Here is a 22206-nt window from a genome sequence, read left to right as displayed (position 1 = left end):
AATCAGTCCGTTCAAATGGCTGTGCGGTTCTGGATAGCCAGAAATAGTCCACTGTCAGGCTATCCAGAGAGCGGAATTATTCCGCCAAAGTGCGCTTTTGCTGTTCGAGATCGCGTTCGATCCCTTCGCGAACATCCTGGGGAATTTTCAGCGCGTCGCCCAATGCATTCAGGTAGCTACGCTCCATGAAATGATCAATATCAATAGCTGCACAGCTCAAGAAATAGATTTCCAGCGCCTCTTCTTCATTACGAACCCCGTTCGCCAGGCGCTGCGGATCCAGCGGTTGTTCAATTGCCTGCTCAATGAGTACACGCCCCTGCTCTTCCACGCCGGCTTCACGCAATTGCTGGTCGATAGCTGCACGTTCTTTGGCATCAATATGACCATCACTTTTAGCGGCAAAGACCAGCGCAAGGATCAAACGTTCCGTACGCTCATCCAGCGGCGTGCTTTGAGTGCCGAATTGCGGTTCATCCTGATGCGCCGCACGAATTTTATCTTTGTATTTGTTCCACAGCACCGTACCCGCTACCGCTCCGCCGCCAACCAGCAACGCATTGGTGCCATATTTCGTGAGAAGTTTACGTGCTGATTTATTTGCGACCAGCAACCCTGCCAGCCCGCCTAATGCGCCCGGCACTAAAAGTTTGCCCAATCCCTGCTCCGTAGACGAGGAGGTAGAAGAACTGCTTTGCCCAAGAAGGGATTGCAGTTGATTTAACCAGTTAGCCATATTTGCTCCTCAATAACCATTTTTAGTGCCTGTAGCATAGCGGATGAGGATGTCAGAAAGTGTATATTGCGGCAAAAGATGCGCAAATAAACGGACCGAAAGGAAGTCAGCGACGGAAATTCGCGTCAGATAAGGAACTCGGCTATGGTGGGAATTTGGAGGAAGGATTGATTGGGGATTATCTACTGCTGATTGCCTACTGCGATGCTGTCGCGCCTTATCATGCCTACGGGGTCTGATGCATTGTAAGGCGGACAGGTGCTTACACCACATCCGCCAGGAATTATGCGCAATGACTAATAGCCATTAACGACGCTGATACTCCGCCATTCCCGCTTTACAGTCCACGCTTACCTGATAATGAATATCGGCACTTTTACCGCGCACGGTCAGTGGAACTGACCATTTATCATCTTTACCCTGAATATCCTGCAAACTAACCCACGCAACCGGATCTGCCTGACCAACGATTTTTTGATCGTCTGCCCAGCGCGCTACGCGGTTTTGTTGATAATCGCGTTTTACACTCGCGGCAATTCCGGCTGCATCCAGACCTTCACACTTTGGGAAAGTTACTGACTTGCTGGTTTCGTTATTTGCAGCAAAAACTGATGCGCAGGCAGAAAGCAGTAACAGCCCCAACAACGCTCCTCTTTTTTTCATGTTTTTCTCCATAGCACAATGATTCAGGAGAAAGCATGGTACAAATTGTCAGGAGCGCAAGTTGCTTCAGGCGGCGTGGGTCTCATCTTCCGCATCGTTGCTATTATCGACCACCTGCGGAGACGGTAATTTGCCTGTTTTCAGGATGGTACTCAGGACATCTTTCTGTTCTGCCAGCCACAGTGAAAGAGCTTCACGTTGCTCGTCTTCCATTTTGACCGGGGAATTTGCCAGCCAGGTGTCGAGCAGATCCGCCGTATCAAGCATTTTGTCATAAGCATCGGCTTCCTTTTTGCTGGTAAACGACATCTTCTCTTCGCCCTCACGAATGACTACGTATTTAATTTCAACCGCCATTTGCAGCCTCTCATCATAACTGTAATTTTATACAGTATATTTCTTTTCAATCGAGAAATCAACGCAAGCAATCAAGCAATAAAGACACACGCAAACGTTTTCGTTTATACTTCACCCGGAATTAATCAGGGGATATTCGTTATGACGTTATTAGGCACTGCGCTGCGTCCGGCAGCAACTCGCGTGATGTTATTAGGTTCCGGTGAACTGGGTAAAGAAGTGGCAATCGAGTGCCAGCGCCTCGGCGTAGAGGTGATTGCGGTTGATCGCTATGCCGACGCGCCAGCCATGCATGTCGCACACCGCTCCCATGTCATTAATATGCTGGATGGTGATGCATTGCGCCGCGTGGTTGAACTGGAAAAGCCGCACTATATCGTGCCGGAGATTGAAGCTATTGCCACCGATATGCTGATCCAGCTTGAAGAGGAAGGACTGAATGTTGTCCCCTGCGCGCGCGCGACAAAATTAACCATGAATCGCGAGGGTATCCGCCGTCTGGCGGCAGAAGAGCTTCAAATTCCCACTTCAACGTATCGTTTTGCCGACAGCGAAAACCTTTTCCGCGAGGCGGTTGCCGCCATTGGCTATCCCTGTATTGTTAAACCGGTGATAAGTTCTTCCGGCAAGGGGCAGACATTTATTCGCTCTGTCGAACAGCTTGCTCAGGCGTGGGAGTACGCCCAGCAAGGTGGTCGCGCTGGAGCAGGTCGTGTGATTGTTGAAGGCGTGGTTAAGTTTGACTTCGAAATTACACTACTGACCGTCAGCGCCGTGGATGGTGTCCATTTCTGTGCGCCAGTCGGCCATCGTCAGGAAGATGGAGATTACCGTGAATCCTGGCAACCGCAGCAAATGAGCCCCCTTGCCCTTGAACGTGCGCAGGAGATTGCCCGTAAAGTGGTGCTGGCGCTGGGAGGTTATGGGCTGTTTGGTGTCGAGTTGTTTGTCTGTGGTGATGAGGTGATTTTCAGTGAAGTCTCCCCTCGCCCGCATGACACCGGGATGGTGACGTTAATTTCTCAGGATCTCTCAGAATTTGCCCTACATGTACGCGCGTTCCTTGGACTGCCTGTTGGTGGGATCCGCCAGTATGGTCCAGCCGCTTCTGCGGTTATCCTGCCGCAACTGACCAGTCAGAATGTCACGTTTGATAATGTGCAGAATGCCGTAGGCGCAGGTCTACAGATTCGATTATTTGGTAAGCCGGAAATTGATGGCAGCCGTCGTCTGGGTGTGGCACTGGCGACTGCAGAGAGTATTGATGAGGCCATTGAACGCGCGAAGCACGCCGCCGGTCAGGTGAAAGTGCAAGGTTAAATCTGTTAAAAACAAGCTACAAAAATGCCCGATTCACAATCGGGCATTTCAGATTGCTGACAAAGTGCGCTTTGTTTATGTCAGATGCGGCGTAAACGCCTTATCTGACCTACAAATCTTATGAATTCAATATATTACAATTCACTTGTAGGCCTGATAAGCATAGCGCATCAGGCAATGTTGCGTTTGTCATCATCCTCAAAAATGCCCGATTCTCGATCAGGCATTTTGACTCTTACAGCTTAGCGCCTTCTACTGCTTCACGCGCCAGCTTAGTAATACGGTCGTAATCGCCCGCTTCCAGCGCATCCGCCGGAACCAGCCAGGAACCACCGATGCACAGTACGCTTTTCAGCGCCAGGTAATCACGGTAGTTAGCCGGAGAAATGCCACCAGTCGGGCAGAAACGCACCTGGGAGAACGGACCTGCGATCGCTTGCAGGGCTTTCACGCCGCCGTTAGCTTCAGCCGGGAAGAATTTGAACTCTTTCAGGCCGTAGTCCATACCCAGCATCAGTTCGGAAACAGTGCTGATCCCTGGAATCAGAGGGATTGTACCTTCAGTCGCCGCTTTCAGCAGTGGCTCAGTCAGACCCGGGCTGATTGCGAACTGTGCACCCGCTTCGGTCACTTCTGCCAGTTGCTGTGGATTCAGCACTGTACCGGCACCCACAATCGCTTCAGGCACTTCTTTGGCGATAGCACGGATAGCATCAACTGCACACTCGGTACGCAGAGTCACTTCCAGAACGCGCACCCCACCAGCAACCAACGCTTTTGCCATCGGCACCGCGTGTTCCAGTTTTTTTACCACGATAACCGGTACAACCGGGCCGGTGGTCAGGATTGATTCTGCACTTGTTTTCCAGTTTTTCATCAGAGTTTTCTCTCGCCTGATTACAAATTTGTCATCTTAAAAAGTGATACAGGTTGCGCCCTGTTCGGCACCGGACAGTTTTTCACGCAAGGCGCTGAATAATTCACGTCCTGTTCCCACGCGTGACGCGCTCAGGTCAGGAATGTGCGGTTCGCGAGCAGCCAGTTCCGCTTCGTCTACCAGCAGCGTCAGTTCGCCTGTCTGTCCATTCACACGAATGATGTCCCCGTCGCGCACTTTTGCCAGCAGCCCGCCATCGTAGGCTTCTGGTGTTACGTGGATAGCTGACGGCACTTTACCTGAAGCACCGGAGAGTCGTCCATCAGTAACTAACGCAATTTTGAAACACCGGTCCAATAATACACCAAGTGGCGGCATGAGTTTATGTAATTCTGGCATTCCGTTCGCTTTTGGCCCCTGATGACGGACAACAACCACACAATCGCGATCCAGCAAACCCGCTTCAAAGGCAGGCATAACGTCATGTTGGCTTTCAAAAACAACCGCAGGCGCTTCAATCACCTGGTTTTCTACCGGTACGGCAGAGGTCTTCATAACCGCACGGCCCAGGTTACCGCTTAACACTTTTGTCCCGCCATGATGAGAGAAAGGCTGCTCGAAGGAAGCAATCACATTGCTGTCGAGCGATTTTTCTGCGCCCTCGCGCCAGTCCAGCTCACCGTTATTCAGCCACGGTTCGAGGGTATAACGCGAAAGGCCAAAACCCGCTACCGTGTTGACATCTTCATGCAGCAGGCCCGCCTTGAGCAGTTCACGCACCAGCACTGGTACGCCACCCGCTGCCTGGAAATGGTTAATATCGGCCGGACCGTTCGGGTAGAGACGCGCCATCAGCGGTACGACATCAGAAAGATCAGAGAAATCATCCCAGTTAATCTGAATACCCGCCGCACGCGCCATCGCCACCAGGTGCATTGTGTGGTTAGTGGAGCCGCCGGTCGCCAGCAGTGCCACGATGCCGTTCACCACCACTTTTTCGTCGATCATCTTACCGATCGGCATCCATTCATTACCGTTGCCGGTCATGCGTGTAACCTGGCGCGCTGCGGCTGCAGTTAATGCATCACGTAACGGGGAGTCCGGATGAACAAAAGAAGAGCCCGGCAACTGCATCCCCATAAACTCCACCACCATCTGGTTGGTGTTGGCAGTACCGTAGAAAGTACATGTACCCGGCGCATGATAAGATGCAGCTTCTGACTCCAGCAGAGCCATACGATCCACTTTGCCTTCGGCATAAAGCTGGCGAATACGCACTTTTTCTTTATTTGGCAACCCGCTTGCCATTGGACCTGATGGCACAAATACCGCAGGCAGATGACCGAACGACAAAGCCGCCATCGTAAGCCCAGGGACAATCTTGTCGCACACGCCGAGGAACAGCGCGCCATCAAACATATTATGGGACAGCCCCACCGCCGCAGACATTGCAATCACTTCGCGGCTTAGCAGCGACAGTTCCATGCCGTCCTGCCCCTGGGTTACACCATCGCACATAGCCGGAACACCACCTGCAACCTGACCGACCGCGTTGGCTTCATGCAGTGCTTTACGAATAATCTCTGGGTAGTGTTCATAAGGCTGGTGGGCAGAGAGCATGTCGTTGTAGGAGGTGATGATAGCGATATTGTTACGCAACATGCTTTTCAGAGAGGCTTTGTCTTCTGGCTGGCAGGCAGCGAAACCGTGTGCCAGGTTACCACATGCCAACTGCGAACGATGAACGGTCGAAGTTTTCGCTTGTTCGATCCGGGCGAGGTATGCAGAGCGAGTCTCGCGCGAACGTTCAATGATTCGATTTGTTACGCGTAACAATTGTGGATTCATAAAGGCTCCTGAAATTGAGTTGTCAGAGCAGGATGATTCACAACGCGTTTCATTCAGGAAAATTATGACTGAAACGCCTGTAACCGGAGCTCATAGGGCAGAAACGTTTCAGTCAGTGTAATAAAAAAAGCCTCGTGGGTGAATCCACACGAGGCTCAAAAGTGTAAAAATTACTCTACAATCTGTGCAAGATCATGTTACCGGTAAAATAACCCGTAAGGATAAGTCGAGATATTACTCAAACTCATTCCAGGAACGACCGTCACGAGTAATCATCGCCACCGAGGCAACAGGTCCCCAGGTTCCGGCCTGATACGGTTTCGGCGCATCATTGTCCATCGCCCACGCCTCAGTAATGGAGTCTACCCATTTCCAGGCTTCTTCCACTTCATCGCGACGTACAAACAATGCCTGAATACCACGCATGGTTTCCAGCAGCAGACGTTCATAGGCATCCGCCAGATGCGTCTGATTAAAGGTTTCTGAATAGCTCAGATCCAGCTTAGTGATTTGCAGGTTATGTTTGTGGTCAAGGCCAGGAACTTTATTCAGTACCTGGATATCCACGCCTTCATCAGGTTGCAGACGGATAGTCAGTTTATTCTGCGGCAGATCCTGCCACGACTCTTTAAACAGATTCAGTTCTGGCGTTTTGAAATAGACCACCACTTCAGAGCATTTAGTCGGCAGACGTTTACCGGTACGCAGGTAGAACGGTACGCCAGCCCAGCGCCAGTTATCGATGTCGACGCGGATCGCCACGAAGGTTTCCGTGTTACTGCTTTTGTTCGCGCCCTCTTCTTCCAGATAACCCGGCACTTTTTTGCCCTGCGCAAAACCTGCGGTGTACTGTCCTCGCACCGTCTTTTCACGCACGTTAGAGCGATCAATGCGGCGCAGAGACTTCAGTACTTTGACTTTTTCATCACGGATGCTGTCTGCGCTCAGGTCAGACGGCGGAGACATCGCAATCATGCAGAGAATTTGTAGCAGGTGGTTCTGGATCATGTCGCGCATCTGACCGGCTTTATCAAAATAGCCCCAGCGCCCTTCGATCCCCACTTCTTCTGCCACCGTAATCTCAACATGATCAATGGTGCGATTGTCCCAGTTGTTTACAAACAGGGAGTTAGCAAAACGCAGCGCCAACAGGTTCAGCACCGTTTCTTTACCAAGATAGTGGTCGATACGGTAAACCTGGCACTCCTCGAAGTATTCGCCAACCTGATCGTTGATTTCCTGCGAGGTCGCCAGCGACGTCCCCAGCGGTTTCTCCATGACTACGCGTGCCGGTTTAGCATTCAGTTTTGCCTCGCCAAGCCCTTTGCAAATTGCGCCAAAAGTGCTGGGCGGCATGGCAAAGTAGTTAATGGTGATACGATTTTTTTGATCCAGCATCGCGCCGAGACGGCTGAATGCAGCAGTGTCATTGACATCGAGATTACAAAAATCCAGACGTGCACTCAGGGTGTCCCATAAACCTTCATCAATGGTTTCTTTCATGAAAGTTTCGAGCGCCTCGCGGACAACTTTGGTATATGCCGCTTTATCCCAGTCAGCACGCCCTACGCCGATAATCCGGGTGTCCGGGTTGAGCTGACCGGCTTTTTCCAGTTGATACAGGGAAGGCAGCAATTTACGACGCGCAAGGTCGCCTTTCGCGCCGAAAATGACCAGGTCACAGGCCTGGGCTGTTTGCGTTACCGCCATGTCATTCTCCTTAAGTTAACTAACCCGGTACTTAAGCCTGGGTATACTTGTAATTTTCTTACGGTGCACTGTACTGCTTTTACGAGCTTGCGAAAACTGTAAACGCTTATCCACCCGTGCGATTACGGCAAAAGCGCGTAAAGTGCGGCAAAACTGATAAAAAAACCATCGTTTTCCTTTGGGTAAAAATCTGACACTGATCATGTTATGAAAAAAAATAACAACTTTTTTATCTGCTTTTGTCATTAACACAGCGCACAGGCGTAATATCTGACAAAACTGCATTTCGATTTCTTTCCGTGCGGAAATCGTCATTACCCGTGAGTCTCTTTACATCATGAATATGCTGGAAAAAATCCAGTCTAAACTGGAACATCTGAGCAAATCAGAACGCAAAGTTGCCGAGGTCATTCTTGTCTCGCCCGACAACGCGATCCATTCGAGTATTGCTGCTCTGGCACTGGAAGCCAATGTTAGCGAACCGACGGTCAATCGTTTCTGTCGCAGCATGGACACACGCGGTTTTCCTGATTTTAAACTGCATCTGGCGCAAAGTCTGGCTAATGGCACACCCTATGTTAATCGCAACGTCAGTGAAGATGACAGCGTTGAATCATACACAGGGAAAATATTTGAGTCGGCAATGGCTACTCTCGATCACGTCCGCCACTCGCTGGATAAGTCCGCCGTCAATCGCGCTGTTGATCTCCTCACCCAGGCGAAAAAAATTGCCTTTTTCGGGTTAGGTTCTTCTGCCGCTGTTGCCCACGATGCAATGAATAAGTTTTTTCGCTTCAATGTTCCGGTGATCTACTCGGACGATATCGTACTGCAGCGAATGAGTTGTATGAACTGTAGCGATGGAGACGTCGTTGTGTTGATTTCCCATACCGGCAGAACCAAAAATCTGGTTGAACTGGCGCAACTGGCGCGGGAAAACGACGCAATGGTGATTGCCCTCACCTCTGCTGGTACACCACTCGCCCAAGAAGCGACGCTGGCAATTACCCTCGACGTACCGGAAGATACTGACATTTATATGCCCATGGTCTCTCGACTTGCCCAGTTGACCGTGATAGATGTGCTGGCAACAGGATTTACTTTGCGACGCGGCGCAAAATTCAGAGATAACTTGAAGCGGGTCAAGGAAGCTCTTAAGGAATCGCGTTTTGATAAGCAGTTACTTAATTTAAGTGACGATCGTTAAAACGATTGCCATTGTTCTAATCTTATACGACATCCGAATGAGATTAATTTATCGCCACAATGGCTTTATTTCATTCGGATTTCATGTTCAAGCAACACCTTGCTGTTTCAGTCAACGGAGTATTACATGTCCAGAAGGCTTCGCAGAACCAAAATCGTTACCACGTTAGGCCCTGCTACTGATCGCGATAATAACCTTGAAAAAGTTATCGCTGCCGGCGCGAACGTTGTACGTATGAACTTTTCTCATGGCTCGCCTGAAGATCACAAAATGCGCGCGGATAAAGTTCGTGAAATTGCCGCAAAACTGGGGCGTCATGTGGCTATTCTGGGTGACCTTCAGGGGCCAAAGATTCGTGTATCTACCTTTAAAGAAGGTAAGGTATTCCTCAATATTGGGGATAAATTCCTGCTGGACGCCAACCTAGGGAAAGGTGAAGGCGATAAAGAAAAAGTCGGCATCGACTATAAAGGATTGCCTGCTGACGTCGTGCCTGGCGACATCTTGCTGCTGGACGACGGTCGCGTTCAGTTAAAAGTGCTGGAAGTTCAGGGCATGAAAGTGTTCACCGAAGTGACCGTCGGCGGCCCGCTCTCCAACAATAAAGGGATCAACAAACTCGGCGGCGGCCTGTCGGCTGAAGCCCTGACCGAGAAAGATAAAGCAGATATCCAGACTGCGGCGCTGATTGGCGTGGATTACCTAGCGGTCTCCTTCCCACGCTGCGGCGAAGACCTGAACTATGCACGCCGTCTGGCGCGCGACGCTGGTTGTGATGCGAAAATTGTCGCCAAGGTTGAACGCGCAGAAGCCGTTTGCAGCCAGGATGCGATGGACGACATTATTCTCGCCTCTGACGTGGTGATGGTTGCACGTGGTGACCTCGGCGTAGAAATTGGCGATCCTGAACTGGTCGGCATTCAGAAAGCATTGATTCGTCGCGCGCGTCAGCTGAACCGTGCGGTAATCACTGCGACCCAGATGATGGAGTCAATGATTACCAACCCAATGCCGACTCGTGCAGAAGTTATGGACGTGGCAAACGCCGTGCTGGATGGTACTGACGCAGTAATGTTGTCTGCAGAAACCGCTGCGGGTCAGTATCCGTCAGAAACCGTTGCAGCCATGGCGCGTGTTTGCCTGGGTGCGGAAAAAATCCCAAGCATCAACGTGTCTAAACATCGTCTGGACGTTCAGTTCGACAATGTGGAAGAAGCTATCGCCATGTCCGCGATGTATGCGGCTAACCACCTGAAAGGTGTTACCGCTATCATCACCATGACCGAGTCAGGTCGTACCGCGCTGATGACTTCCCGTATCAGCTCCGGACTGCCGATTTTCGCAATGTCTCGCCATGAGCGTACCCTGAACCTGACTGCGCTTTATCGTGGTGTAACGCCGGTCTATTTTGACAGCGCGAATGATGGCGTGGTTGCAGCCAACGAAGCGGTAAATCTGCTGCGCGATAAAGGCTACCTGATGTCTGGTGACCTGGTAATTGTCACCCAGGGCGATGTGATGAGTACCGTGGGTTCTACCAACACCACGCGTATTTTAACCGTAGAGTAAGTACGTTGCCGGATGCGGTGAAAACGCCTTATCCGGCCTGCAATTCAATGATAATTCGACAGATTTCAAATCTTCTGAAGCAAACTTGAATTTATCATCAGACGAAAGCCTCTCTTTGTGAGAGGCTTTTTCTATTTGATGGGATAAAGATCTTTGCGTTTATAAGGCTGAATTTCGCCCGGTTTGCGAGTCTTGAGCAATTTTAAAATCCAGGTGTATTGCTCTGGTCGCGGACCAACAAAAATCTCGACTTCTTCATTCATCCGCCGCGCAATGGTATGGTCATCTGCCTCTGACAAGTCATCCATCGGCGGACGAACCTGAATTGTCAGGCGGTGCGTCTTACCATCATAAATCGGAAACAACGGTACGACACGCGCACGACACACTTTCATCAGACGACCAATCGCGGGCAGCGTCGCTTTATAAGTTGCAAAGAAATCAACAAATTCACTGTGCTCCGGGCCATGATCCTGATCGGGCAAATAATAGCCCCAGTACCCCTGACGAACCGACTGGATGAACGGTTTTATGCCGTCATTCCTCGCATGTAGACGACCACCAAAACGACGACGCACGGTGTTCCAGACATAATCAAAAACCGGGTTGCCCTGATTATGGAACATCGCCGCCATTTTCTGCCCTTGCGAGGCCATCAGCATAGCGGGGATATCTACCGCCCAGCCGTGCGGCACCAGAAAGATCACTTTCTCGTCGTTACGCCGCATCTCTTCGATGATTTCCAGTCCCTGCCAGTCTACGCGCGGCTGAATTTTTTCCGGCCCGCGTATCGCCAGTTCTGCCATCATCGCCATCGCCTGCGGCGCTGTGGCAAACATCTCATCCACAATCGCTTCGCGTTCAGCTTCGCTACGTTCTGGAAAGCAAAGAGACAGATTGATTAACGCACGACGACGTGAGCTTTTACCCAATCGTCCGGCAAAACGTCCCAGCCGCGCCAGAATGGGATCGCGGAATTTCGGAGGCGTTAAGGCAATGCCGGCCATCGCCGCCACACCCAACCAGGCTCCCCAGTAACGCGGATGGCGAAAGGATTTATCAAACTCAGGAATGTATTCACTATTATTTTTTTTCGTTTCCATGCTTTTCCAGTTTCGGATAAGGCAAATATCAATCTGCTGATAGTGTAGCGGCGCAACTTGCCCCGCACCAAATAAAAAAGCCGGTACTGACTGCGTACCGGCTGCGAATGGGTGTTAATTAATCAAACTGTAGCTGCGGCACAATCTCTTTGGCCTGCGCCAGGAACTCACTGCGATCGGAGCCAGTCAGCCCTTCGGTACGCGGCAGTTTCGCCGTCAGCGGGTTTACGGCCTGCTGGTTGATCCATACTTCATAGTGCAAATGCGGCCCGGTTGAACGCCCGGTGTTACCGGAAAGCGCGATACGATCGCCTCGTTTTACCTTCTGCCCCGGTTTCACCAGAATCTTGCGCAGGTGCATATAACGCGTGGTATAGGTGCGGCCATGACGGATCGCAACATAATAACCTGCGGCGCCACTGCGTTTGGCTACAACCACTTCACCGTCACCCACCGAAAGTACCGGCGTACCCTGTGGCATCGCGAAATCAACCCCTCTGTGCGGCGCAACGCGACCTGTGACCGGGTTCAGACGACGCGGGTTAAAGTTAGACGAGATACGGAACTGCTTCGCCGTCGGGAATCGCAAGAATCCTTTCGCCAGACCAGTACCGTTACGATCATAGAACTTGCCATCTTCGGCACGGATAGCGTAGTAATCTTTACCTTCAGAACGCAAACGTACGCCCAGTAACTGGCTTTGCTCACGTTTGCCATCAAGCATTTCACGTGACATTAATACCGCAAATTCATCGCCTTTTTTAACCTTCCGAAAGTCCATCTGCCACTGTAACGCTTTAATCACTGCGCTCACTTCAGCACTGGTTAAACCAGCACTTCTGGCGCTGGCAACAAAGCTCGACCCTACAGTGCCTTTCAGTAGATTATTAACCCACTCCCCTTGCTGCATTTCGCTGGTCATTTTAAAACCGTTTGCTGCAGTGCGGTCATAGGTACGCGTTTCCCGACGAGAAACCTCCCAGGTCAGACGTTGTAAATTGCCCTCTGCGGTTAATGTCCAGGTGAGTTGTTGACCAATTTTCAGGTTACGCAGATCTTTATCCGCAGCAGCCAGTTGGGTGATATCACCCATATCAATACCATATTGATTGAGGATGCTACTTAGCGTATCGCCTGTGGAAACAACATATTCATGCACACCCGCTTCTCCGGCGATCTTGTCGTCCAGTTCATCTTGCGGAATGGCTTCATCTTCTTGTGCGGCTTGATCAATCGGTTCACTGGCTTCAGGTAAGAGTGAACGGATTTCGTTTTGTTCCAGCTCAATGGTTTTAACAATTGGCGTGGCGTCGCGGTGGTAAACATAGGGCCGCCAGACAGCGACGGCCAGAGTAAGAACGGTGAGCGACCCCAACATAACGCGGTGTGGTCGCGGTAAATTATTAAACGCCAGGGCGACAGAGCGGGCTATCTGTTGCACGTAATCACTTCCTCATTAATCTCCTTTCAGGCAGCTCGCGTACTGGTTGGCTAATTGATTCAGAAATTCTGAATAGCTTGTTTTACCCAGTTTGATATTCGTCCCAAGGGGATCCAACGTTCCCATACGAACGGATGTCCCTCGTGCGACGCTTTCAACGACCGCTGGCCTGAACTGTGGTTCAGCAAAAACGCAGGTTGCTTTTTGCTCAACCAACTGTGTTCTTATTTCATGTAAACGCTGCGCGCCCGGTTGAATCTCTGGGTTAACGGTAAAATGACCAAGCGGTGTCAGTCCGAATTGTTTTTCGAAGTAGCCGTAAGCATCATGAAAAACGAAATAACCTTTTCCCTTGAGCGGCGCGAGCTCATTACCAACCTGTTTATCGGTTGCAACTAATTGTGCCTCAAAATCCTTCAGGTTGGCGTCAAGTTTGGCTCGACTTTGCGGCATAAGTTCCACTAATTTTCCATGGATTGCAACCGCTGTAGCCCGCGCTATCTCTGGGGAGAGCCAAAGATGCATGTTGAAATCGCCGTGATGGTGATCTTCGTCACTTTTTTCCGCGTGGTTATGATCATCATCATCGCCGTGAATACTTTTCATCAGCATCGGTTTTACATTCTCAAGCTGCGCAATCGTTACCTGTTTCGCCTCAGGTAATTTGCTCACCGGCTTTTGCATAAACGCTTCTATCTCCGGGCCAACCCAGACGACTAAGTCCGCGTTCTGTAAGCGTTTTACATCCGATGGACGCAGTGAATAATCGTGTTCTGAAGCACCATCAGGCAGTAATACTTCAGTCTCTGTTACCCCATCAGCAATGGCGGAAGCGATGAATCCAACAGGTTTAAGCGAAGCAACAACGGCGGCATCTGCCGCCTGTGTTGCACCACCCCAGAGAGCGGCGGATAATGCTGCGAAAAGAAGCGTTTTTTTATGTAACATAATGCGACCAATCATCGTAATGAATACAAGAAGTGTGATATTATAACATTTCATGACTACTGCAAGACTAAAATTAACATGACAAGTCTGGTTTCCCTGGAAAATGTCTCGGTTTCTTTTGGCCAACGCCGCGTCCTCTCTGATGTGTCGCTGGAACTTAAACCTGGAAAAATTTTGACCTTACTTGGGCCGAACGGCGCAGGTAAGTCGACGCTGGTGCGGGTTGTGCTCGGGCTGGTAACACCAGATGAAGGTGTTATCAAGCGCCACGGAAAACTGCGTATCGGCTACGTGCCGCAAAAGCTCTATCTCGACACCACGTTGCCACTGACCGTAAACCGTTTTTTACGCTTACGCCCCGGTACATATAAAGAAGATATTCTGCCCGCACTGAAACGCGTTCAGGCCGGGCATCTGATTGACGCGCCAATGCAAAAGCTCTCTGGCGGCGAAACGCAGCGTGTACTGCTGGCGCGCGCGTTGTTAAATCAACCACAATTATTAGTGCTGGATGAACCCACTCAAGGCGTGGATGTAAATGGTCAGGTTGCGTTGTACGACCTGATTGATCAACTGCGCCGCGAACTGGATTGTGGCGTATTAATGGTTTCTCACGATCTGCATCTGGTGATGGCAAAAACCGATGAAGTACTTTGCCTCAATCACCACATCTGTTGTTCCGGCACACCGGAAGTCGTTTCCCTGCATCCAGAATTTATTTCGATGTTTGGACCTCGCGGTGCTGAGCAACTGGGTATCTATCGCCATCATCATAATCACCGCCATGATTTACAGGGGCGGATTATTCTGCGTCGGGGAAATGATCGCTCATGATTGAATTATTATTTCCTGGTTGGTTAGCTGGGATCATGCTGGCCTGTGCCGCAGGTCCGCTGGGTTCGTTTGTTGTCTGGCGCCGTATGTCTTATTTCGGCGACACGCTGGCACATGCATCTTTACTTGGCGTCGCGTTTGGCCTGCTACTGGATGTGAATCCTTTCTATGCAGTGATTGCGGTTACGCTGCTGCTGGCGGGCGGTCTGGTATGGCTGGAAAAGCGCCCACAACTGGCGATCGATACATTATTGGGAATTATGGCGCACAGTGCTTTGTCGCTGGGTCTGGTCGTCGTCAGCCTGATGTCTAACATTCGCGTTGACTTGATGGCATACCTGTTTGGTGATTTGCTGGCAGTGACGCCGGAAGATCTTATCTCCATTGCGATTGGCGTGGTCATCGTGGTGGCAATTCTGTTCTGGCAATGGCGCAATTTACTGTCGATGACGATTAGCCCGGATCTGGCGTTTGTCGATGGCGTGAAATTACAGCGCGTAAAATTATTGTTGATGCTGGTGACGGCATTGACGATTGGCGTGGCAATGAAATTTGTCGGCGCGTTGATTATTACCTCGCTGCTGATTATTCCTGCGGCTACTGCACGTCGTTTTGCCCGCACGCCGGAGCAGATGGCTGGTGTCGCTGTTTTGGTGGGGATGATTGCCGTAACTGGTGGTTTAACCTTTTCCGCGTTTTACGATACGCCAGCAGGCCCGTCGGTGGTGCTGTGTGCGGCGCTGTTGTTTATTATCAGTATGATGAAAAAGCAAGCCAACTAAGTTGCGACTGGCACTATACAGTGCCAGTTTCATCGACCAGGTCACCACATTGCGAGTATCAGCAAAAAACATTCTGTTAAGAACAAGCGACCAGAGAATGTTTATATGGTCTGCATAAAATCCATGTCCGCATTCGACAAATTAAACGACGATATTAAGAATTCTCCTTTGCAGTTATTTCCCCACGAAAAATATTATCGTTCTCTCGAAAAAACGTGAGTGAGCAGATAAGCAGTCTCTGGAAACTGGCAATAAATACAGGAATGTAGCACCGAGAAATAGGAGTATCAGTATAAGTTCGTACAGCGTATGAATTGCAGCACATTTGCTCGCAGGGCATTAAGTGCAGGAGTAAATCCAATCTTCATTACTGCACAGAGGGGCATTTTTCTGTTCGCATTGGGGGCAGATAATAATGACAATCCCCTGGCAATTCTGAATGTAAATTTCAGTTCTGATGCACCAACAGTGCCCCGTTCAAAACGAGAAAGTAATCCCTTCTGTTTCAAATGCTCACTGCGCCCAGTCCGGTTTATTGAGTATATGATCCTGCCAGTCGATCACTTCTGATTCTTTCACCGCAATATGACGTACAGAGATTCGCTCACCGTGCATTGCCGCTTTCGAACCAGTCATCAGCGGATGCCACTCTGGCAATGCCTTCCCTTCCGCCAGCAATCGATATGCACAGGTCATCGGTAGCCATTCGAATGTTGGCAGGTTTTCGCGGGTTAATTTGATGCAGTCAGGTTCAAACTCGAAGCGGCGTTCGTAATTCCGACATTGACAGGTTTTAATATTAAGCTGACGGCAAGCGACGTTAGTGAAGTAGATTTCGTCGGTGTCTTCATCCATCAGTTTATGCAGGCAGCACTGACCACAACCATCACACAACGACTCCCATTCTGCATCGCTCATTTCATCAAGGGTTTTACTTTGCCAGAAAGGTATATCGCTCATCAGGTGTTCCGCCATTACGTTAAAACGCACCTTATAACCAGTCTGGTACAGCGATGCAAGTTTTGCCGCCTCATTCAGGCGGCAAAAAAGTATTACAAAACGCGAGTTGTCAAAGAATGACCATCGAAAGTAACAGTCAGTTCATCGCCACTGTATAGCGGGCCGACACCATCAGGCGTGCCTGTTAACACAACGTCACCGGCCTTGAGGGTAAAAAACTTGCTCATATAAGCAATCAGCGGAACGATTTTATGGATCATGTCCGCAGTCGTACCTTGTTGGCGTTGTTCGCCGTTAACGCTCAGACCCAGCGATGTATTTTGCGGATCGCCAGTGAACTCTGCGGCAGGAATAAACCCGGAAAGAGGACAAGAGTTATCAAACGCTTTGGCCTTTTCCCATGGCTGCCCGGCTTTCTTCATTTTTGCCTGAATATCACGTAATGTCAGATCGAGCGCCACGCCGTAACCTGCAATGGCTTTGCGCACATGCTCTTCCGTAGCCTGACGTAGCGTCGCGCCAATCAACACAGCCAGTTCTACTTCATGATGAACCGCGCCGAAATCTGAGGGAATAGCCAATGGCTGGCGCAGATCGCACAGTGCCGTTTCAGGTTTAATGAACAACACGGGCTCTTCAGGTACTTCACTCCCCATCTCTTTAATATGTCTGGCATAATTACTGCCAACACAAACTACTTTACTCACCGGATAATCCAGCAGTGCACCTTGCCAGTTGTGATGTTGATACATAACGTTCCTCTCACTTCATCGTGGATCTTAAAACCCGCTCCGACAAATATGATGCCACCGCCGGATATTGGTTATTTTTTAGTGCTGTCTGTATTTTTCGCCATCACAGAAAGATGTTGCTTCAGCAAATCCTCAGGAGGAGGTGGCAATTGAAGATAATAGCCATGCTCAGCTAAGGCCTGTTTAACTTTCTCAATATCGGCATTTACCAGTTTTTTTCTCCCGTCCAATGGAAGAATCATCGCAAGTTGCGGTTGACCAAAACCTTTCATCAGCTCCTCTGGAACACGTGAAAAGTCGTCTTTTTTTTCAACATATAAATAGGTCTGGTCACGTTTACTACTTCGATAGATCACACAAAACATAATTTTACTCTGAATAAATGGGGGGGTGACTTGCCTCAATATAATCCAGACTATAACATGCCTTATAGTCTTCGTAATATCATCGCACGCTGATGATGATGGTAATTAGCTAATTGAGTAAGGCCAGGATGTCAAACACGCCAATCGAGCTTAAAGGTAGCAGCTTCACCTTATCTGTGGTTCATCTGCATGAGGCAGAACCTAAGGTTATTCATCAGGCGCTGGAAGACAAAATCGCTCAGGCTCCGGCATTTTTAAATCATGCTCCCATCGTACTCAATGTCAGTGGCCTCGAAGAACAGGTCAACTGGCCAGCAATGCACAAAGCTATCTCAGCAACAGGCTTGCGGATCATTGGTGTCAGTGGCTGCAAAAATGCGAAGCTGAAAGCTGAAATCGAAAAGATGGGGTTGCCAATCCTGACTGAAGGAAAGGAAAAAGCGCCACGTCCAGCACCGACTCCCCAGGTTCCTGCGAAAAATACAACACCGGACACAAAAACGCGCTTAATAGATACCCCTGTACGTTCCGGTCAGCGCATTTATGCGCCACAATGTGATCTGATTGTTACAAGCCATGTTAGTGCAGGGGCAGAATTGATCGCAGATGGTAACATTCATGTCTATGGCATGATGCGCGGTCGTGCGCTAGCCGGGGCAAGTGGTGACCGGGAAGCACAAATATTTTGTACGAGTCTGATGGCAGAACTGGTCTCTATCGCCGGTGAATACTGGCTGAGTGATAAAATCCCAGCAGAATTTTATGGCAAAGCAGCACGACTGCAATTAGTCGAAAACGCTTTGACCGTTCAATCGTTAAATTGATCCCTTTTTAACAAGGAATTTTTATGGCACGCATTATTGTTGTTACTTCGGGGAAAGGGGGCGTTGGAAAGACAACCTCCAGCGCGGCCATCGCCACTGGTTTGGCCCAGAAGGGAAAGAAAACTGTCGTGATCGATTTTGATATCGGCTTGCGTAATCTCGACCTGATTATGGGTTGCGAGCGCCGGGTCGTTTACGATTTCGTCAACGTCATTCAGGGCGATGCAACGCTAAATCAGGCGTTAATTAAGGATAAGCGTACTGATAACCTCTATATTCTCCCAGCTTCGCAAACTCGCGATAAAGATGCCCTCACCCGCGAAGGGGTGGCCAAAGTTCTTGATGACCTGAAAGCGATGGACTTTGAGTTTATCGTTTGTGACTCACCGGCGGGTATTGAAACCGGTGCATTAATGGCTCTTTATTTCGCTGATGAGGCCATTATTACCACCAACCCGGAAGTCTCCTCAGTGCGTGACTCTGACCGTATTTTAGGTATTCTGGCGTCGAAATCACGTCGCGCAGAAAACGGCGAAGAACCCATAAAAGAGCACCTGCTGTTAACGCGCTATAACCCTGGTCGCGTGCATAAAGGAGACATGTTGAGCATGGAAGACGTGCTGGAGATCCTGCGCATCAAGCTCGTCGGCGTGATCCCAGAGGATCAATCAGTATTGCGCGCCTCTAACCAGGGGGAACCGGTTATTCTCGATATCAACGCCGATGCGGGTAAAGCCTACGCTGATACCGTAGAACGTCTGTTGGGAGAAGAACGTCCTTTCCGCTTCATTGAAGAAGAGAAGAAAGGCTTCCTCAAACGCTTGTTCGGAGGATAAGTTATGGCATTACTCGATTTCTTTCTCTCACGGAAGAAAAACACGGCCAACATTGCAAAAGAACGGTTGCAAATTATTGTTGCTGAACGCCGTCGCAGCGATGCAGAACCACACTATCTGCCCCAGTTGCGTAAAGATATTCTTGAGGTCATTTGTAAATACGTACAAATCGATCCCGAGATGGTGACCGTACAGCTTGAGCAAAAAGATGGTGATATTTCCATTCTTGAGTTGAACGTGACCCTGCCGGAAGCAGAAGAGCTGAAATAAGCTGTATTAGCTCAGGTCCGATCTGACAGTTACCGGTTATTTATACAGGTATCTGTCAGATTACACCCTGGTTAAATTTTTCTCTTCCCCGGTTCGCTATTAAGTAATGTTGTCATCGGCGTCCAGGCACAGCCCCCTTCCCTCCGTTGAGTTCGCTCATTTGGTTGCTGCGTTGTTAGTACAGGAAATGGGAATTACCTCCTGTTTTGTATAAACGGTAACACTCCCCCTTCAAGCTCCAGTGTCAAATTAAGTCGCAACTAATTCACATTATCGCCACCAGAATAAAATCACTGACATTACGTTTTCTGATAAATATTGTTCACATATAAATTACACAATAACATTGATATTTCAGATTGCCTTACCTTTGCAATGCAATGTTAACACTTGATGACATTTCTTGAATAAAATATTCAAAATCAATGAGTTAATTCTTATTTAAGATTATTCCCATTCAAGCGAAAAACATAACTCTTATTATACAAACCGCGCTCATTTTGAATGATCTGAATAATATCGAGCGTTCTTTAGTTAAGCTGCTCTTAATTGAAGACGAAATTATTGTGTGTGCAACTTACTTAATACCGGACATCTAAGTTGAAGAAAAAAACACTCGCCTTCGGGCTCATCTCAATATTACTCTGCTCCACGCCAGCCATGGCGGATATGAATCGCACCACTAAAGGCGCATTGTTAGGCGCAGGCGTAGGCTTACTGACTGGCAATGGTGTAAATGGCGTACTGAAAGGCGCTGCTGTAGGTGCAGGTGTTGGCGCAGTCACTGAAAAAGGTCGCGATGGTAAAAATGCCCGTAAAGGCGCAAAAGTAGGTGCGGCCGTTGGCGCAGTCACTGGCGTCCTGACCGGCAATGGTCTGGAAGGCGCGATTAAAGGTGCTGTGATTGGTGGTACAGGTGGTGCCATTCTGGGTAAAATGAAATAAGGTATGATGATGAAAAAATTTGCTTTACTGGCTGGACTGTTTGTTTTCGCACCAATGACCTGGGCGCAGGATTATAATATTAAGAACGGCCTGCCGGCAGAAACCTACATTACTTGCGCAGAAGCCAACGAAATGGCAAAAACTGACAGCGCACAGGTTGCAGATATCGTCGCTGTAATGGGTAATGCCAGCGTTACTAGCCGTGATTTAAAAATTGAGCAATCTCCAGAACTGAGTGCCAAAGTGGTAGAAAAACTGAATCAGGTTTGTGCTAAAGATCCGCAAATGCTGTTAATTACCGCAATTGATGACACCATGCGTGCCATCGGCAAAAAATAATAGTTAATGTAGTACCGCGTCGATTTATTCGACGCGGTATATTTTTAGCGGATGGATGTGCTTATAAACAAAAATGAAGTGTTAGTATTTGGCTTTGGTTTATTCCGTCAGTTTTCACTGTATCAAAAACTATTTTACTGCAATCATATCCGTATCCCCCCGCCTCACCGCAGAGTAATTTTCCCAAAACTAAACCTGACCAGTTTTTCCAGTTTCAAAGATTAATCATCTACTGATTGGATTTATAAGCATTTCTGATCAAATATCCTGTCAGCCCAAATTGTCAAAACGTATTTAAAAGAAGGGTTAATGCTGATCCCTTTGGCTTACCAGCTTCTCTCTTAACCGGTTAAGCAAATTGATTACCAGCCAAACCAGTGCATTGATTAAATTTATGGTAACAAGCACTTCTCCTAGCCAGATGCTGGGTTTGGCGATCAGGATAATCAGGATGGAGATCAGCATAAACGCAATGGAAAAGATGATATACAAAGTGAAATAATCCAGGCTATTACTTTTGTTCATGCTACTTACGGTGATCCTGACAAAATCTTCAGACAATTATAGCAAACAAAATAATGAACAATAGTAACAAGAAGCAACGAGCTAATTACCTGTCTACAATTGCACCATTTCATCGCCTTGCTGATCAATTTTCAGCCAAATATCATCATGCTATATCAATTAGTGCAATATTCACTCAACAACCACTTTCACCTTCGGTTTTGAGAGAATAATTTTGACGAGTTCAATATACGTCACCGGTTTATAGAAATAGTACCCTTGCTGGAACGTAATATTATTCTGGTTCAAATAGTCGAGCTGCTCCTTCGTCTCGACGCCTTCGGCGACAATACTGATAGAAAGTTTGCGCGCCAGATCCAGCACACAGTCCAGAATTCTGGTGGAATCAGGATCTGCATTGACCCGACCGACGAAACTGTGATCAATCTTAATATAATCGATGTGCAGATCATGGAGATAAGAAAGCCCTGAGTAGCCCGTACCAAAATCATCCAGCGCGATAACAAAACCATTTTCATGCAGAATGTTCAATCGCTGAACCAAATTTTCATCAACATGTAACGCTTCACGCTCAGTAACTTCAAGAACGAGATTCAAATCATGGCGAGTGAAGCTGTCGCGATATTTCAGACATTCTTCAACAAATGTCGGCGAAATAATATGCGAGGCGCTAAAATTGATCCCAACATGAAATCCTTCCGGCAGTTTACTGGCGATCGCGTTCATTTGTGTGGCGACCTGACTCATCAAACTTTGGGTGAGCGGAACTATCAATCCTGATTTTTCAGCAAGTGGAATAAATGCTACAGGTGAAATATATCCTCCATGAGGATGTTTCCATCGGGCAAGAACTTCTACGCCGCGTAACGTCCCTTCCCGACCATTAACTACCGGTTGGTAAAAAGGCACAATCTCACCGGTGATGCTGCCAACTTACTGATTTAGTGTATGATGGTGTTTTTGAGGTGCTCCAGTGGCTTCTGTTTCTATCAGCT

Annotated in this window: 23 protein-coding genes and 1 pseudogene; 10 read left to right on the top strand and 14 right to left on the bottom strand. The window is 48.8% G+C overall.

The window, feature by feature from the left end; all coding sequences use genetic code 11:
• Positions 1 to 76 precede the first annotated feature (76 nt).
• The 3 genes from FC814_RS13665 to yebG all read right to left on the bottom strand — a co-directional run bounded on the left by FC814_RS13665 (position 77) and on the right by yebG (position 1756).
• The gene (locus FC814_RS13665) at positions 77 to 736 is read right to left on the bottom strand and encodes a tellurite resistance TerB family protein (protein ID WP_000024760.1); all 660 of its coding nucleotides are present in this window, start codon (positions 734 to 736) and stop codon (positions 77 to 79) included.
• 306 nt (positions 737 to 1042) lie between these two features.
• Entirely contained in the window at positions 1043 to 1399 is a 357-nt protein-coding gene (yebF, locus tag FC814_RS13660; RefSeq protein WP_010345796.1) for a protein YebF, read from the bottom strand.
• A gap of 66 nt (positions 1400 to 1465) precedes the next feature.
• Positions 1466 to 1756: a DNA damage-inducible protein YebG gene (yebG, locus tag FC814_RS13655; protein WP_000257576.1), complete on the bottom strand. Its 291-nt coding sequence runs from the start codon at positions 1754 to 1756 to the stop codon at positions 1466 to 1468.
• Between the two features lie 141 nt (positions 1757 to 1897).
• Here yebG and purT point away from each other — a divergent pair, with 141 nt between their 5' ends.
• On the top strand, positions 1898 to 3076 hold the full coding sequence (purT, locus tag FC814_RS13650; protein ID WP_137326049.1) for a formate-dependent phosphoribosylglycinamide formyltransferase: 1179 nt from the start codon (positions 1898 to 1900) through the stop codon (positions 3074 to 3076).
• Positions 3077 to 3311: 235 nt separating this feature from the next.
• Here the strand turns inward: purT and kdgA are convergent, their stop codons facing one another.
• From kdgA to zwf, 3 genes are all read right to left on the bottom strand, one after another.
• Positions 3312 to 3953: a bifunctional 4-hydroxy-2-oxoglutarate aldolase/2-dehydro-3-deoxy-phosphogluconate aldolase gene (kdgA, locus tag FC814_RS13645; protein ID WP_000800512.1), complete on the bottom strand. Its 642-nt coding sequence runs from the start codon at positions 3951 to 3953 to the stop codon at positions 3312 to 3314.
• A gap of 36 nt (positions 3954 to 3989) precedes the next feature.
• Positions 3990 to 5801 carry a phosphogluconate dehydratase gene (gene edd, locus FC814_RS13640; RefSeq protein ID WP_001069467.1) on the bottom strand — a complete coding sequence of 604 codons (1812 nt, stop codon included), beginning with the start codon at positions 5799 to 5801 and terminating at the stop codon, positions 3990 to 3992.
• 234 nt (positions 5802 to 6035) lie between these two features.
• Positions 6036 to 7511 (bottom strand): glucose-6-phosphate dehydrogenase, encoded by a 1476-nt coding sequence (gene zwf, locus FC814_RS13635; protein WP_000301727.1) that lies wholly within the window; start codon positions 7509 to 7511, stop codon positions 6036 to 6038.
• A gap of 337 nt (positions 7512 to 7848) precedes the next feature.
• Here zwf and hexR point away from each other — a divergent pair, with 337 nt between their 5' ends.
• Complete coding sequence (gene hexR, locus FC814_RS13630; protein ID WP_001056684.1) at positions 7849 to 8718, top strand: DNA-binding transcriptional regulator HexR; 870 nt, start codon at positions 7849 to 7851, stop codon at positions 8716 to 8718.
• A gap of 126 nt (positions 8719 to 8844) precedes the next feature.
• Positions 8845 to 10287: a pyruvate kinase gene (gene pyk / locus FC814_RS13625; protein WP_000091159.1), complete on the top strand. Its 1443-nt coding sequence runs from the start codon at positions 8845 to 8847 to the stop codon at positions 10285 to 10287.
• A gap of 131 nt (positions 10288 to 10418) precedes the next feature.
• On the opposite strand, the gene lpxM is transcribed toward pyk, so the two are convergent.
• From lpxM to znuA, 3 genes are all read right to left on the bottom strand, one after another.
• Complete coding sequence (gene lpxM / locus FC814_RS13620; RefSeq protein ID WP_010357026.1) at positions 10419 to 11390, bottom strand: lauroyl-Kdo(2)-lipid IV(A) myristoyltransferase; 972 nt, start codon at positions 11388 to 11390, stop codon at positions 10419 to 10421.
• A 118-nt stretch (positions 11391 to 11508) separates the two neighbouring features.
• On the bottom strand, positions 11509 to 12831 hold the full coding sequence (gene mepM / locus FC814_RS13615) for a murein DD-endopeptidase MepM (protein WP_001184036.1): 1323 nt from the start codon (positions 12829 to 12831) through the stop codon (positions 11509 to 11511).
• 15 nt (positions 12832 to 12846) lie between these two features.
• On the bottom strand, positions 12847 to 13779 hold the full coding sequence (gene znuA, locus FC814_RS13610) for a zinc ABC transporter substrate-binding protein ZnuA (RefSeq protein WP_137326059.1): 933 nt from the start codon (positions 13777 to 13779) through the stop codon (positions 12847 to 12849).
• Positions 13780 to 13857: 78 nt separating this feature from the next.
• Here znuA and znuC point away from each other — a divergent pair, with 78 nt between their 5' ends.
• Together znuC and znuB are read left to right on the top strand one after the other, a co-directional pair.
• The gene (gene znuC, locus FC814_RS13605) at positions 13858 to 14613 is read left to right on the top strand and encodes a zinc ABC transporter ATP-binding protein ZnuC (protein WP_000202981.1); all 756 of its coding nucleotides are present in this window, start codon (positions 13858 to 13860) and stop codon (positions 14611 to 14613) included.
• A complete protein-coding gene (gene znuB / locus FC814_RS13600) occupies positions 14610 to 15395 on the top strand; it encodes a zinc ABC transporter permease subunit ZnuB (protein ID WP_000571472.1) in 786 nt (261 codons plus the stop codon). Before znuC ends, znuB begins: the two co-directional genes overlap by 4 nt.
• 513 nt (positions 15396 to 15908) lie before the next feature.
• Here znuB and FC814_RS13595 read toward each other — a convergent pair.
• The 3 genes from FC814_RS13595 to FC814_RS13585 form a co-directional block, all read right to left on the bottom strand.
• Positions 15909 to 16355, bottom strand: coding sequence for a YcgN family cysteine cluster protein (locus tag FC814_RS13595; protein WP_024165127.1), 447 nt, complete (start codon positions 16353 to 16355; stop codon positions 15909 to 15911).
• 92 nt (positions 16356 to 16447) lie between these two features.
• A complete protein-coding gene (locus FC814_RS13590; protein WP_000284293.1) occupies positions 16448 to 17107 on the bottom strand; it encodes a fumarylacetoacetate hydrolase family protein in 660 nt (219 codons plus the stop codon).
• Positions 17108 to 17178: 71 nt separating this feature from the next.
• On the bottom strand, positions 17179 to 17472 hold the full coding sequence (locus tag FC814_RS13585; protein ID WP_001516252.1) for a YcgL domain-containing protein: 294 nt from the start codon (positions 17470 to 17472) through the stop codon (positions 17179 to 17181).
• A 128-nt stretch (positions 17473 to 17600) separates the two neighbouring features.
• On the opposite strand from FC814_RS13585, the gene minC reads away from it, so the two are divergent.
• The 5 genes from minC to FC814_RS13560 all read left to right on the top strand — a co-directional run bounded on the left by minC (position 17601) and on the right by FC814_RS13560 (position 20686).
• Positions 17601 to 18296 carry a septum site-determining protein MinC gene (minC, locus tag FC814_RS13580; RefSeq protein ID WP_010357020.1) on the top strand — a complete coding sequence of 232 codons (696 nt, stop codon included), beginning with the start codon at positions 17601 to 17603 and terminating at the stop codon, positions 18294 to 18296.
• Positions 18297 to 18319: 23 nt separating this feature from the next.
• Complete coding sequence (minD, locus tag FC814_RS13575; protein WP_000101043.1) at positions 18320 to 19132, top strand: septum site-determining protein MinD; 813 nt, start codon at positions 18320 to 18322, stop codon at positions 19130 to 19132.
• Positions 19133 to 19135: 3 nt separating this feature from the next.
• Complete coding sequence (gene minE / locus FC814_RS13570; protein WP_001185665.1) at positions 19136 to 19402, top strand: cell division topological specificity factor MinE; 267 nt, start codon at positions 19136 to 19138, stop codon at positions 19400 to 19402.
• A gap of 600 nt (positions 19403 to 20002) precedes the next feature.
• Positions 20003 to 20347, top strand: coding sequence for a YMGG-like glycine zipper-containing protein (locus tag FC814_RS13565; RefSeq protein WP_000730702.1), 345 nt, complete (start codon positions 20003 to 20005; stop codon positions 20345 to 20347).
• A gap of 3 nt (positions 20348 to 20350) precedes the next feature.
• Positions 20351 to 20686 carry a YmgD family protein gene (locus tag FC814_RS13560; protein WP_000979974.1) on the top strand — a complete coding sequence of 112 codons (336 nt, stop codon included), beginning with the start codon at positions 20351 to 20353 and terminating at the stop codon, positions 20684 to 20686.
• Between the two features lie 306 nt (positions 20687 to 20992).
• Here the strand turns inward: FC814_RS13560 and ymgF are convergent, their stop codons facing one another.
• Both ymgF and FC814_RS13550 read right to left on the bottom strand, forming a co-directional pair.
• Complete coding sequence (gene ymgF, locus FC814_RS13555) at positions 20993 to 21211, bottom strand: cell division-associated protein YmgF (RefSeq protein WP_001043535.1); 219 nt, start codon at positions 21209 to 21211, stop codon at positions 20993 to 20995.
• Between the two features lie 171 nt (positions 21212 to 21382).
• Positions 21383 to 22129, bottom strand: a pseudogene (locus FC814_RS13550) (cyclic diguanylate phosphodiesterase); the annotation flags it as partial.
• Between the last annotated feature and the right edge of the window lie 77 nt (positions 22130 to 22206).

This window comes from Escherichia sp. MR, assembly GCF_005280595.1.
GTDB classification, from domain to species: domain Bacteria; phylum Pseudomonadota; class Gammaproteobacteria; order Enterobacterales; family Enterobacteriaceae; genus Escherichia; species Escherichia ruysiae.
Note: the sequence above shows the minus strand (reverse complement) of the source record. Positions and strands in the feature narration are given on the sequence as shown.